At 56.0% G+C, this 12,650-nt stretch carries 12 protein-coding genes; all 12 read left to right on the top strand.

What is annotated here, in order from left to right; translation table 11 throughout:
- The 12 genes from AC2FEB_RS10920 (at position 1) to tal (ending at position 12,390) form a co-directional block, all read left to right on the top strand.
- Complete coding sequence (locus AC2FEB_RS10920; protein WP_496884048.1) at positions 1 to 1,614, top strand: FGGY-family carbohydrate kinase; 1,614 nt, start codon at positions 1 to 3, stop codon at positions 1,612 to 1,614.
- Between the two features lie 468 nt (positions 1,615 to 2,082).
- On the top strand, positions 2,083 to 3,162 hold the full coding sequence (locus AC2FEB_RS10925; RefSeq protein WP_496884049.1) for a LacI family DNA-binding transcriptional regulator: 1,080 nt from the start codon (positions 2,083 to 2,085) through the stop codon (positions 3,160 to 3,162).
- Between the two features lie 135 nt (positions 3,163 to 3,297).
- Positions 3,298 to 4,635: an extracellular solute-binding protein gene (locus AC2FEB_RS10930; protein ID WP_496884050.1), complete on the top strand. Its 1,338-nt coding sequence runs from the start codon at positions 3,298 to 3,300 to the stop codon at positions 4,633 to 4,635.
- An 89-nt stretch (positions 4,636 to 4,724) separates the two neighbouring features.
- On the top strand, positions 4,725 to 5,654 hold the full coding sequence (locus AC2FEB_RS10935) for a carbohydrate ABC transporter permease (protein ID WP_496884051.1): 930 nt from the start codon (positions 4,725 to 4,727) through the stop codon (positions 5,652 to 5,654).
- A gap of 13 nt (positions 5,655 to 5,667) precedes the next feature.
- Positions 5,668 to 6,468: a carbohydrate ABC transporter permease gene (locus tag AC2FEB_RS10940; RefSeq protein WP_496884052.1), complete on the top strand. Its 801-nt coding sequence runs from the start codon at positions 5,668 to 5,670 to the stop codon at positions 6,466 to 6,468.
- A 203-nt stretch (positions 6,469 to 6,671) separates the two neighbouring features.
- On the top strand, positions 6,672 to 7,574 hold the full coding sequence (locus AC2FEB_RS10945; RefSeq protein WP_496884053.1) for a sugar phosphate isomerase/epimerase family protein: 903 nt from the start codon (positions 6,672 to 6,674) through the stop codon (positions 7,572 to 7,574).
- Positions 7,574 to 8,668, top strand: a complete 1,095-nt coding sequence (locus AC2FEB_RS10950) for an ABC transporter ATP-binding protein (RefSeq protein WP_496884054.1) — start codon at positions 7,574 to 7,576, stop codon at positions 8,666 to 8,668. The genes AC2FEB_RS10945 and AC2FEB_RS10950 overlap by 1 nt, the downstream gene beginning before the upstream one ends.
- A complete protein-coding gene (locus AC2FEB_RS10955; protein ID WP_496884055.1) occupies positions 8,661 to 9,431 on the top strand; it encodes an SDR family NAD(P)-dependent oxidoreductase in 771 nt (256 codons plus the stop codon). Before AC2FEB_RS10950 ends, AC2FEB_RS10955 begins: the two co-directional genes overlap by 8 nt.
- Positions 9,422 to 10,150 (top strand): AAA family ATPase, encoded by a 729-nt coding sequence (locus tag AC2FEB_RS10960; protein WP_496884056.1) that lies wholly within the window; start codon positions 9,422 to 9,424, stop codon positions 10,148 to 10,150. Before AC2FEB_RS10955 ends, AC2FEB_RS10960 begins: the two co-directional genes overlap by 10 nt.
- A complete protein-coding gene (locus AC2FEB_RS10965) occupies positions 10,147 to 10,875 on the top strand; it encodes an SDR family oxidoreductase (protein WP_496884057.1) in 729 nt (242 codons plus the stop codon). The genes AC2FEB_RS10960 and AC2FEB_RS10965 overlap by 4 nt, the downstream gene beginning before the upstream one ends.
- A gap of 214 nt (positions 10,876 to 11,089) precedes the next feature.
- Positions 11,090 to 11,446: a transketolase-like TK C-terminal-containing protein gene (locus AC2FEB_RS10970; protein WP_496884061.1), complete on the top strand. Its 357-nt coding sequence runs from the start codon at positions 11,090 to 11,092 to the stop codon at positions 11,444 to 11,446.
- Positions 11,443 to 12,390, top strand: coding sequence for a transaldolase (gene tal, locus AC2FEB_RS10975; RefSeq protein ID WP_496884058.1), 948 nt, complete (start codon positions 11,443 to 11,445; stop codon positions 12,388 to 12,390). Before AC2FEB_RS10970 ends, tal begins: the two co-directional genes overlap by 4 nt.
- The last annotated feature ends 260 nt before the right edge of the window (positions 12,391 to 12,650 follow it).

Genomic DNA, 12,650 nt, shown 5'->3' on the forward strand with positions numbered 1-12,650 from the left:
ATGCCTTGTTTCGTGGGAATCGATGTGGGAACCGGCAGCGCGCGTGCGGGCGTTTTTGACGAAAGCGGGCGGCTGCTTGGGACTGGAAAGTCCGACTTCGAAGTCTTTCGGGAAAGCGCCGATTTCGTCGAACAATCGTCTACGCAGGTCTGGGCCGCTGTCGGCAATGCCTCGCGCGCTGCGATTGCCGCCGCCGGTATTGCCCCTCGCGAAATTGACGGCGTCGGGTTTGACGCGACATGCTCTCTTGTTGTTCTGGACAGCTTCGGTGAACCGCTTTCAGTCGGTCCAAGCGAGGACCAAGAGCGCGACATCATCGTATGGATGGATCACCGCGCCGTTGCAGAGGCGGAAGACATCAATGCCACGGGGCACGATGTCCTTTCCTATGTAGGTGGCACCATCTCGCCAGAAATGCAGACCCCCAAACTTCTCTGGCTGAAACGTCATCGGCCCGAGACGTTTGCGAAAGCAGGGCATTTTATGGACCTGACCGATTTCCTGACCTGGAAGGCGACTGGGTCGCTTGCGCGGTCATCCTGCACTGTGACGTGCAAGTGGACCTATGTTGCGGGCAGGGGCGGGTGGAGCGATACGTATTTTCGTAAGATTGGTCTTGGCGAATTTGTTGATGAACAGTTTTGCCGCATCGGTACCGAGATTGTCGAACCGGGGACACGACTGGGACAAGGTGTGACCGAGGAGGCAGCCGAAGTGCTTGGTCTTCGACCGGGCACAGCCGTTGGTGCGGGGCTGATCGATGCCCATGCCGGTGGTGTCGGTACAGTCGGTGCCGCAGGTCTCGGACCGGTGACCGAGAATATGGCTTACGTTTTCGGTACGTCCTCTTGCACCATGACAACAACGTCCGAGGCGGTGTTCGTTCCTGGCGTCTGGGGACCGTACCACTCGGCGATGATCCCCGGCATGTGGTTGAACGAAGGCGGCCAGTCTGCTGCAGGGGCGGCCATCGACAGACTGATCGGCATGCATCCCGCTGCAACTGAAGCGGCGAAACTGGCAGGGCGGGACGGAAAGTCTCTGCCGGACTGGTTGATGGACAGGGCATTGATGCAAGCCGGGTCCGCCAGTGATCTGGTCGACCTTGCGGATGCCCTTCATGTCGTGCCGGAGTTTCTTGGAAATCGCGCACCGCATGCGGATCCCCGCACACGAGCAGTTATTGCGGGTCTTGGCATGGACACTTCGCTCGACAGTCTGGTCGCACTTTATATTGCCGGGCTTTGCGGTCTTGGGTACGGATTGCGACAAATCCTCGAAACGCAAGCCCGCCAAGGTGCGCCGATTTCAAACATTGTAGTATCTGGCGGTGCGGGGCGGAAAGACGCCGTTCGACAGGTTCTCGCAGACTCGACTTGCATAGCAGTTGTCGGCCCCGACTCCGAAGAACCGGTTCTTCTTGGCGCCGCAATGCTTGGCGCCTGCGCCGCCGGTTTTTACAGCGATTTGGCCGCGAGTATGGCCGCGATGTCCAGGGTCGCAGACAGATACCGACCGGCTGACGGCCCGACAGTTGAAAAACACGGAAAGCGCTTTGCCCTATTCGTACGATTTCAGGAACTCGCTCGGCAGGCAGCCGATATTAAAGCCTGAAGCTTTGCGGTGCGAAATTAGCGATTCATTGGTCAATTGATGTCGTACTTGCATTGACGTCATTCACGCAGCGAATGTCATGTGTGGATGGCTCCTGCATAGCAAGACTTTTTTGATCTGATTTGCGCATTTGTCAGAAGCAGTCGTGTGTCCGGCCTGTTTATGCGGCTTCGACCGCTGGCCCTGACTCGCTTGGAGCTTGCGGGCGATTTGTAGAGCTCATGCGCAAAACACATCGCCGATCCGTCAGTGTCGTTCTGCCATATCTCAATCCCGATCGTTCGTTGGCCTCATAAAGCGAAGATCTCTGTAAAAGATTGGAAGAAAACAAAAAACGTGCCGTTCCGCTGATATTTTTTTGTGCCGTTTCTGATCCGAAGATCGCCACATAAAACGTTTTATCTTGCGCCATAAAACGTTTTACCATAAAACGTTTTACAGAAACCATCCACTTTGGGGGAGGAAGTGGTGCAAGAAAAGAAACGCGCATCGATACGAGAGGTCGCCAAGTGGGCGAAAGTATCTACGGCAACTGTATCAAATGTCATGAACGGTCGGCGTTCGGACAACGACGAGATCGCTCAACGCGTCAAGAAGGCCGCCGAGGCTCTGGGGTATCATCCCACTCGTGCCGCAGCCAACCTTCGGTCGGGCAAGGTCCCAATTATCGCGGTTCTAGTGCCAGAGATCGAGAACCCTTTCTTTTCTTCCGTCGTCGGCAATGTTGAAGCGCTCGCCGGAGAAAACGGCTACGAGATAATTGTGGCGTCGTCCGGTGAGGACGAAACCACCGAAGCATCGCGTCTGAAGGCCATGCTGGCATGGCAGCCTGCTGGATTGTTTGTCATCCCAGTGCGCGACGACTTCCCGAGTCAAAAACTGGTCGAGGCGAGCGGGGTTCCCTACGTCGTCATAGATAGGACTTCGAAGACCCTCTTTGCGGACACGGTTTCGGTAGACAATCGCTCGGCAGGAAGATTGGCCGTCGAGCATCTGTTGGACATCGGGTGTCAGAAGATCCTGATTGCGGCGTCTCTTCTGAGTACACACAACATGCATGAGCGCTGTGCGGCCGCTCAAGAAACAGCCCGGGCGCGCGGTCTCCGCCAAGACCAGGTCCAGATTGTGGAGGCAGGGACCAGCCATCCCAACGCAACGGAAGTTCTGGGTCAGTACCTTTCCAGTGACAAGCGCCCTGACGCAATTCTGGCGATGACCAACATCCTGACCTTGAGCGCATTGTCTGCGACTATTGCGAACGAGATCGTTATTCCCAAGGACCTCGCCCTTGTCGGTTTCGACGATTACGCGTGGATGTCTGCCCGAAAGACACCGATCACTGCAATTTCGCAACCGGTCGATTGTATCGTCGAAGCTGCTTGGCGGCAGCTTTCCCGCAGGATAGCGGGCGATGAAGGGATGCCAGTTCCAGTGGCATTCGAGTGTGTGCTGCATGAAAGAGCTTCCACCCTCGGTTACCGTCCGTCCGTTAGCGCGGTTTCCAAGGGTAGCGTGACTTCCGATATCCGAGGTAGCCCGGAGGAATAGAGACGTGCTGCTTCGCAGCAGCATCAAGAGCCTCCGAGGATTTCCAGTTCGCACCAGCACGGCCTTTGCTGTGGGTGGGAGAGGTTTGCCGGGGGCAATAAGAAAACGACATAATCCAATAGGAGGAGAATGAATATGTCGACTTTTAAACGTTCACTGGCGGTGTCGTCGTGTGCCCTGATGGTGGCCGCGACAGCGCAAGCTGAAACCGACTGGGGGTCCACTCTCGGAAACCATGAAGGTACAGAAGTCAACCTGATGGTGATCGCGGACCCGTTCATCGATCCGCTCCGCGAGATTTCCGGCGAATTCGCGGCAATCACATCCGCCGATGTGACCGTCGACGGTTTCGGGTACGACCCGCTGCACGAAAAACAGATCCTCGGTTGCTCACAGCGTGACAGCCAATACGACGTCCTGTTCATCGACGGGATCTGGATCGGCGAGTTCGTCGAGGCCGGGTGCCTCGATCCGGTAGAAGGCCGCCTCGAAGGGACCGATCCGGCCATCATCGCATGGGACGACTATGTTGAAAGCTTCCGCGGACAGGCAGAGTGGGATGGGCAGCGTCAGTGTCTGCCTGTGGGCGCCTATTGGCACATGCTCCACTACCGCACTGATATCTTCGAAGCATTGGGTATCGCGCCTCCCGAGACCTTCGATGATGTCATGGCCGCCGCGAAGGCTGTCACTGAAAGTTCTGACTATCCCGACGTTTCGGGTTATGCCATGAACTTCAAGCGAGGCGCTGCCGCGGGGCAGCAGTACTTTGAGTGGATCTACAGCGCGGGCGGCAAACCGTGGGAGAGCAACTTTCCCGGAAGTGCAGACGCCTATGCAGACCTGACTCCGACAATGACCAGCCCTGAATCCATCGCGATGTTGCAGTTCTTCGAAGACATTGTGCCCTATGGACCTACGGGCGTCGAAGGCTTTGCCTGGGACGAGCGGTTCAATTCCTTCGCGCAGGGCAACGTGGCCATGATAAACGCCTGGTCGGTGCGCACACCGGGGCTCAACAATCCCGACATCTCAAACGTCGTGGGGAAATGGGACGTAACAATGTTCCCGCATGCGGAAGGTGCGGAATCTGTACCTCCAGTCGGCGGCTGGATCATGTGTCTCAACGCTCACTCCGAGCGGAAAGACGCCGCGTGGGACTTCATGCGCTGGTTCGCCAGCCCCGAAGTGCATAAGGACTGGGTCATGATGGGAGCACCGGCGAGCCGGCACTCCACCTTCCAGGACGCGGAGGTGCTCGAAGCGCAGCCTTGGCTTCCAACGCTTTATGACTCTGCGAAGGCGGCATGGACAGAGTTGCGACCCCGCCACGCGCTGACCTTCGAGATGATCGATGCCGTTGGCCTGCACGTGAACCGGGCCATCATCGACGAAGTCTCTCCGGAAGAGGCCATGACCGATGCCACCGAAGAAGTCACCGAGATGCTGACGGACGCGGGACTGCTGAAATAGGGACCTCCCTAGGGGTGGGGGCCTCCATGCTCCCGCCCCGCCATTTCCGATGATCTTCACGTTCGACACCACCCAGAGGGGGCTGTGCCATGAAAACCGCCGAAGCGGACACCACTGCCGCAATTTCGCGATCTGGTCGCATTTTGGATCATGACACTCGAGAGCGGCTGATCTTTCTGGCTCCTGCCGGGATCTATCTGGTCATCCTGACGGTTTTTCCATTCATCTACTCGGTCTATTTGAGCCTCCACAAGGTGAAGCTCACGGCATTGCACAGGAAGAAATTTGCTTGGTTCGAGAACTATGCGGATCTCTTTTCGGACGGGCTTTTTCTAGATGCGCTCAGAAATACAGCCGTTTTGACCGTATCATCGATTTCTCTCGAAATTGTTCTTGGCTTCATTGCCGCCAAAGTCTTCTTTTCGATCAGGGCGACACGGGTGGGTGGGCTTTTTCGTTCCATTTCAATTGTGCCGATGATGATCACACCAATCTGCATCGGGCTTATATTCGCCTACATTTTCAACCCGACACTTGGTGTTGCGAATTACCTCCTTGAGCAATCTTCCATTGAACCGCTGGGATGGTTCAGCGATCCCAAGATCGCGCTGATCACCATGATTTTCGTCAATAGCTGGCAGTGGACGCCATTCATGATGCTGTTGATGCTGGCCGGGCTGACCTCAATTGACCAAGAACAGTACGAGGCAGCCGAGGTCGACGGGGCGAAATGGTACCACGTCGCGGCCTGGATCGAGATCCCCGCGATCCGAAGTATTGTAATCGTCGGGATTATTTTGCGGATCATCGACAATCTTCGCCTCTTCGACATCGTCTATGTGACGACAAGAGGCGGGCCGAGTTCGGCGACAGAAGTTGTCACATTCTTCGCCTACAAACAGGACTTTCAATACTTCCAGATCGGATACGGATCGGCTGCGGCCGTGGTCATCCTGGCGATCAGTATTGTGATTACCACCTTTGCAATCCGCTACCTCAGGAGGGTTGAAAATGACTAGGCGTCAACGCGGAATGGCCCTTGGCCTTGTGTCCGGTTTCTTCATCATGTTTGTTTTTGCTGCGCCGCTGATCTGGATGCTAATGGCCAGCTTCAAGCCGCAAAGCGAAATCTTTTCGATCCCACCTGTTTGGATTCCCGATTTCAGCAACCTGAGCAACTATACAAAACTGCTGACGGAGAATTGGCAATTTCTCCTTAATTCAATCATCGTAACGGTCTCAGCCACCGCTCTATGCATGGCCCTAGCCCTACCTGCAGCCTACGCGCTCACGCAGTTCAAGTTCAGGGGGCGAGATTTCTTCGCTGATTGGGTGCTTTCAACAAGAATGATGCCACCCATTGCGGCTGCTGTTCCGCTCTACATGGCGGTCAACAGTGTGGGCATGATCGACACGATGGGTGCGCTGATCGTGATTTATGCGGGCTTCAACATTCCATTCGCTGTCTGGGTTGCAATGTCCTTCTTCCGGAAGGTCCCAAAAGAAGTCATTGAAGCAGCCACGCTGGAAGGATGTAGCTCTGTTCAAACCTTTCTGAAGGTTGCACTGCCCCTTTCCAAAAGCGGTACCGCAACGGTTGCGACGTTTGTGTTCATTTTTGCTTGGAACGAGTTGCTGCTGGCTCTCTTTCTGACCACGCGCGCGGCCAAGACCTTTCCGGTAGTCATCTCGTCGTTCGTCACGACGAGCAACACTTACTGGGAGTTGATCGCGGCCGCGTCGGTGATCCAGGCCATTCCGACCGTGATTTTCACCCTCATCATGCAGCGACACATCGTTTCCGGCCTCACCATGGGCGCGGTCAAAAGCTAGCCGACTGCGAGAAGAGAACACGCAATGCGACTTCATCGAAAAGCGCGGAACCAAGATTTTTGGATATCCGTACGAACCGTGAGAGCGGAACATCTAGCGACCCTTGTGCCTCCGTCAAAGATGGCAGGATCGCATGACATGATTGGGTCCGGCGCCCGAATTGGACGGTCAATCCCTTACCCGACTGGAATGGAGATGAACAAATGAATAAACTAGGAATCCACGCATTTGTCTGGACCGGACGTTGGGATCGGGATGGGGCGGCCAAATCCATTGGGAAGTCTGCGGATCTGGGCTTCGACCATATCGAAATCCCGGGTCTGGACCCTCACTCCCTTGACGTCAAGCATACCCGAAAGTGCCTTGAAGAGGCTGGACTGAGTGCGACAATGTCTTTGGGCCTCGACGCGGAAACGGATATTTCAAGCGGGAACCCGGATGCGCTCAAGCGCGGCGAGGCGCGCCTGATGGAAGCGCTGACTGCCGCTCAGGAGATTGGCGCTACGCATGTCTGCGGAATTCTGTATTCCGCATTTCAAAAATACATGCATCCTGTGACGAGCGATGGCCTGAACGGCGCGGTCGATGTGCTTCAGCGCGTCTGCGAGGAGGCGCAGAAGAGCGACATAACGATCGGGCTTGAGGTGGTGAATCGGTATGAGACGAACGTGTTGAACACCGCAGCTCAGGCGATCGAAATGTGCGAACGTATCGGGGCTCCCAACGCCAAGGTTCATCTCGACACCTACCACATGCACATCGAGGAAGCTGACCCCGGGCAGTCAATTCGGCGGACGGGCGACGTCTTAGGGTACTTCCACATCGGCGAAAGTCATAGAGGATACCTTGGGAGCGGTTCCGTTGATTTCTCCGATACTTTCCGAAGTCTGGCAGAAATCGGGTATGATGGCCCAATCGCTTTTGAGTCCTTTTCTTCGGCAGTCTCCGGGCCGCCGCTGAGCGACATACTTGGCGTATGGCGAAACCTCTGGGACGACAGCGATGACCTTGCAAGACACGCTGTAGAGTTCATTCGGAACGGCTTGAAGGCTGCCGCCGAAACGCAAGCTGTTCGAGCAGGTTTTGAAGTTCAGGAGGTGAGCTGATGGGCAGAATCGTACTTGACCACCTCAATAAGCATTTCGGGGCTGTCCATGTCTTGAAAGACGTGTGCCTCGAAATCAATGACGGGGAATTCGTTGTCTTCGTTGGACCTTCTGGATGTGGCAAGTCAACGCTGTTGCGTTCGATCACCGGACTGGAAGACATCGACGGAGGTCGAATTCTGATCGACGAACAGGAAGTCACAAACTTGCGTCCTTCGGAGCGAGGGTTGGCAATGGTCTTCCAATCCTATGCCCTGTTTCCGCACATTACGGTGCGCGACAACATCGCCTTTGGCCTCAAGGTCGCCAAGACGCCCAAACCGCTCATCGAAGAAAAGGTGCAGGAGGCTGCGCGGATACTGTCTCTCGGTGAACTTCTGGATCGTTATCCGCGCGAACTTTCAGGAGGGCAGCGGCAGAGGGTAGCAATTGGCCGGGCCATCGTGCGCGATCCAAAGGCGTTTCTCTTCGATGAGCCGTTGTCCAATCTCGATGCGGCGTTGAGGGTGCAGATGCGGGTTGAGCTTATTGGCCTGCGCAACTCGCTGAAGACAACGATGGTCTACGTCACCCACGACCAGATCGAAGCGATGACAATGGCAGACAGGATCGCAGTTCTTAATGCGGGCAGAGTCGAGCAATATGCGTCACCGCTGGAGCTTTATGACCGCCCTCGAAACATATTTGTTGCGACATTCATCGGGTCGCCCAAGATGAACATTCTGGATGTTACGGCTCACAAGGATGATACTCTGATCCTCAAGGGTGGCAACAGACTGCCGATTCCGGGTCTGGGGCACAACTATTCATCTGACCCAATATCGCTGGGGATACGACCCGAACATATCGAATGCTCAGTGAAAGAGGGCCTGTGGAAAGGCATTGTTGCACTGGAAGAGCAACTTGGCAGCGACGCGTTTCTGTATGTCGATGTGCCCGGGATAGGCCAGTTGACCGTGCGTGGCGTCGGCCAACGAGGGATTAGCGCGGGACAAGAAGTCTACCTGTCGCCGAGCCTACCTCATTGTCATATCTTTGACGTTGCTGGCGAACGGATTGCTCACTCGGAAGAAGAGGAGCTTGCAGATGCTTGATCGGTTCCGCTTGGACGGCAGAGTGGCCGTGGTCACCGGAGGCGCCAAAGGCATTGGATGGGCTATAGCCGAGGCATTGTCGGAAGCGGGCGCCAAGATCGAAATTGCAGACATCGATGCTGACGCGGCCACTGAAGCCGCAGGGCGGCTACAATCGATGGATCGAGAGGCCAATGGAACACAGTTGGACATCACGGATTCCAACGCCGTGGACCGCTTGAGTGACGAGGTCTCAGACCGCCACGGCTCGATCGATATTCTGGTGAACAACGCGGGTATCGGAAAGAGTTTTTTGCCAGCGGAGTCCATGAAGGATACCGAATGGCTCGCCACAATGGACGTGAACCTCAACGGCTTGTTCTGGTGTAGCCGCGCTTTTGGGCGAAAGATGCTCCAAAAGGGCTGCGGCTCGATCGTCAATATTGGCTCGATGTCTGGGGAAATCGTCAACCGTCCGCAGGAGCAAGCCCAGTACAATGCATCAAAAGCGGCAGTTCATCACCTGACGAGATCGCTAGCGGCGGAGTGGGGTGGCCGCGGTTTGCGTGTGAACGCTGTTGCGCCGACTTATATCGAGACCGATCTGACTTCGCATTTTGCCGAGAAGCCTGAACTTCAGCAATACTGGATCGGCGGCACACCGATTGGCCGAATGGGGCGGGCTGACGAAGTGGCCGCAGTGGTCCTCTTCCTTGCCTCCGATGCCGCAAGTTTGATCAACGGGTCGGTCGTCCTCGCCGATGGCGGCTACACATGCTGGTAGGCAACCGGTCCGCAACAGAGAGCGATCAGCTTGCAGTATTCTTGAAGAGTCTAGACGGATTGAAGCCTGGAAACAGGCGGCTCGTCGCGGTGGTGGGCCCCCCGGGGTCAGGCAAATCGACGTTTTCGGAATTGCTGGAGCGAAGGTTGAACCGGGCCAGCCCGGACCGCGCTCGGATACTACCGATGGACGGGTTTCATTACGACGACACCATTCTTGAAGAGCGGGGGCAACGTGCGAGAAAGGGGGCGCCCTTCACGTTCGACGTAGACGGTTTCGACGCGATGCTTACACGTATTCGCAAGAATGACGCGCCAGAGGTTGCGGTTCCCGTTTTTGATCGGGCAATTGAGATTTCGCGCGGTGCTGCCCGCATCATTCCGCGTGCCGTCGATATCATCATTGTTGAAGGCAACTATCTGCTGCTGGATGAGGAGCCGTGGACGAAGCTCCGTCGGCACTTCGCTCTGAGCGTGTACTTGGATGAGCCTCTGGGTGAGCTCCGCGCGCGCCTTCAAGAGCGATGGAAGGAACTTGGTTTCTCAGCCCAAGAGATGGAATGGCAGGTTGAAGGAAACGACCTCCTCAACGCTGCCTATGCCGCAGAAAACAGCCGTCCGGCGGACTTCATGATCGCAGAGAGTAACTGGCTTCACCTCATTGATCGAAACGAAAACTCTGAAGGAAGTGTGCGGAGCAAAGGGAGTATCACCAGATGACGTGGAACCTTGATGGCAAGTCAGCGGCGATAACCGGCGCCGCCTCGGGGATTGGGTTGGCATGTGCTGAGGCGATGCTCGCCGCTGGCGCCGAGGTCGTCCTGATCGACAAGGACGTAGACAGGTTGGAGGACGTCTGTCGCAACCTTGGGACGGGTGCGCACGCTTTCCCCATCGATCTATTCGATCCAGGCAGTGTCTCGTCCTTGGCATCAGGCATCGTTGATCGAGTCGGCAAACTCGACATTTTTCACGCCAATGCCGGTGCCTATGTTGGCGGATTGGTTTCCGAAGGGGATCCTGATGTTTGGGATCGCGTGCTGAACCTGAACGTAAATGCAGCATTCAGATCCATTCATGCCGTTCTCCCAAGTCTGATCGCCCAGAGAACTGGTGACGTCGTAGTTACGTCATCAGTAGCAGGTGTGGTTCCGGTCGTTTGGGAGCCGATCTATTCGGCCTCGAAGTTTGCTGTGCAGGCTTTTGTGCATGCGACGCGGCGTCAGCTGATCGAGCATAATGTTCGCATGGGGGCGGTGTTGCCGGGACCTGTCGTCACACCGCTAATCGAGGATTGGCCGAAGGCAAAGCTTGCCGAGGCAATGGAAGCCAAAGCGTTGATGGAGGGCAAGGAAGTGGCTGATGCGGTCATGTTCATGGTGACCCGGTCTGACGGCGTTGCTGTGCGTGACATCACGATCCTTCCGGTGGGCTGCGACATCTGATGAGCATGAGCGCAAAAGTCGCGGCACTCCACACCGAACAGAGATTGCTCGTGCGTTTCGAGGACAGGAGATTAGAAAATGTCTGAGCCCCTTTTTCTGAGGAGGAAATACAACTCGGTTTGTCTAACCGAGACTTGGCTAATTGCACTAGGGCCTCAAGTATCGATGCCATCGAAGCTGCTCAGTCAGGCCACCCTGGGGCGCCCACCGGGATATCACACTTTTGGCTACAGGCACCGAAGTCGCACTCGCAATCGAAGCTGCCGAAGTTTTGGCAAAAGAAGGGTTTGGCTTGGCCATCGTTTCCATGCCTTGCTGGGAACTGTTCGAGAAACAAGAGCCCAAATACCGAGACAAAACGCTTGGCACGGCACCGCGCATTGCGGTGGAGGCCGCCGCCAAATTTGGTTGGACTCGCTGCGTACGCACCGAAGATGATGTGATTGGACTTGATTGCTTTGGAGCCTCAGGCCCAGCGGATCAGCTCTACGCGCGTTTCGAGGTCACCAAAGAGGCGATCGTTGCCCGTGCGCTCGAGCGAATTCACGGCCTAGAGGAGACCACACCATGACATCGGTTCTAGACCAACTCAAATCCATGACGAAAATCGTCGCCGACACAGGTGACTTGGCGGCTGTAAGACGGTTGCGGCCGGAGGATTGTACGACCAATCCGTCTCTGGTTCTTGCGGCATTCCAAGACCCGGTTTCCGAAAGCCTTATCGCTCAGGAACTACAATCCTGTCGAAGCCAGGGAAGGGATGCGCAAGCAGCTGCGGCTACTCTTTCAGTTGCCATTGGCGCGGAGCTTGCGAAACTCGTGCCAGGCCGCGTCTCGACAGAGGTCGATGCCTGTCTGTCTTTCCGCGTCGACGACTCTGTTCGCCGGGCTTATGAAATCGTCGAGGACTATGACGCGCGTGGTGTCGAAAAGGACCGAATACTCATTAAGCTGGCAGCTACATGGGAAGGCATCCGGGCTGCCGAGATCCTTCAACGTGACGGGATCGACTGCAATCTAACCCTCATTTTCTCGCTGTCCCAGGCAATTGCATGTGCGGACGCCGGTGTTTTTCTGATTTCCCCATTCGTCGGCCGCATAACGGATTGGTACAAGAAGTCAGAGGGGCGCGACAGCTATGCGCCTGATGATGATCCCGGCGTGGCTTCCGTGAAGACTATTTACGACTACTACAAGTCGAACGGGATTGAGACCATCGTGATGGGCGCTTCGTTCCGCACGATTGATCAGGTTAAGGCGCTGGCAGGGTGCGACCGGCTCACCATTGCGCCGAAACTGCTTGACGCGCTGAAAGATGAAGAAGGCGATCTGAAACCGGCCCTGTTGTCTGATCGCGTTCAAGACGTGGAGGCACAAGTATTGGACGAAGCCTCTTTCCGGTGGGAATTGAACCGTGACGCGATGGCAACTGAGAAACTGGCTGAGGGAATCCGAAATTTCGATAAGGATCACTCGACCTTGATTTCGATGGTGACGAAGCGGTTGTGCGGGTAGCCATGGCAATCGGACGTGAAAGGCCGCAACAGAATTGGGGCAGCCATTCATAGCCGCCAGGCGAACGACTGGTAAGTCCCGCGATCTGTAAGTTCGACATGTCGTTGACCTTGCCGTTGCGGCGAATGTCCGGAAAGCGGGCTGCACCCGCAGCAACTAGATGATGTTCTGGGCGTCTCCTTTGGGCCGTCCTTGTCGGGTAATTTGCTGCGCAATGTGCAGATGCTGCGCCGCATCCGAAGTCCGTTTCGAACCCGAAG

This window comes from Ruegeria sp. YTSC106, assembly GCF_059609765.1.

What these genes read in the sequence shown, in the direction of transcription:
- AC2FEB_RS10920 (WP_496884048.1), top strand. Translation starts at nt 1, where the DNA reads ATGCCTTGTTTCGTGGGAATCGATGTGGGAACCGGCAGCGCGCGTGCG.
- AC2FEB_RS10930 (WP_496884050.1), top strand. Translation starts at nt 3,298, where the DNA reads ATGTCGACTTTTAAACGTTCACTGGCGGTGTCGTCGTGTGCCCTGATG.
- AC2FEB_RS10935 (WP_496884051.1), top strand. Translation starts at nt 4,725, where the DNA reads ATGAAAACCGCCGAAGCGGACACCACTGCCGCAATTTCGCGATCTGGT.
- AC2FEB_RS10940 (WP_496884052.1), top strand. Translation starts at nt 5,668, where the DNA reads ATGGCCCTTGGCCTTGTGTCCGGTTTCTTCATCATGTTTGTTTTTGCT.
- AC2FEB_RS10945 (WP_496884053.1), top strand. Translation starts at nt 6,672, where the DNA reads ATGAATAAACTAGGAATCCACGCATTTGTCTGGACCGGACGTTGGGAT.
- AC2FEB_RS10950 (WP_496884054.1), top strand. Translation starts at nt 7,574, where the DNA reads ATGGGCAGAATCGTACTTGACCACCTCAATAAGCATTTCGGGGCTGTC.
- AC2FEB_RS10955 (WP_496884055.1), top strand. Translation starts at nt 8,661, where the DNA reads ATGCTTGATCGGTTCCGCTTGGACGGCAGAGTGGCCGTGGTCACCGGA.
- AC2FEB_RS10960 (WP_496884056.1), top strand. Translation starts at nt 9,422, where the DNA reads ATGCTGGTAGGCAACCGGTCCGCAACAGAGAGCGATCAGCTTGCAGTA.
- AC2FEB_RS10965 (WP_496884057.1), top strand. Translation starts at nt 10,147, where the DNA reads ATGACGTGGAACCTTGATGGCAAGTCAGCGGCGATAACCGGCGCCGCC.
- tal (WP_496884058.1), top strand. Translation starts at nt 11,443, where the DNA reads ATGACATCGGTTCTAGACCAACTCAAATCCATGACGAAAATCGTCGCC.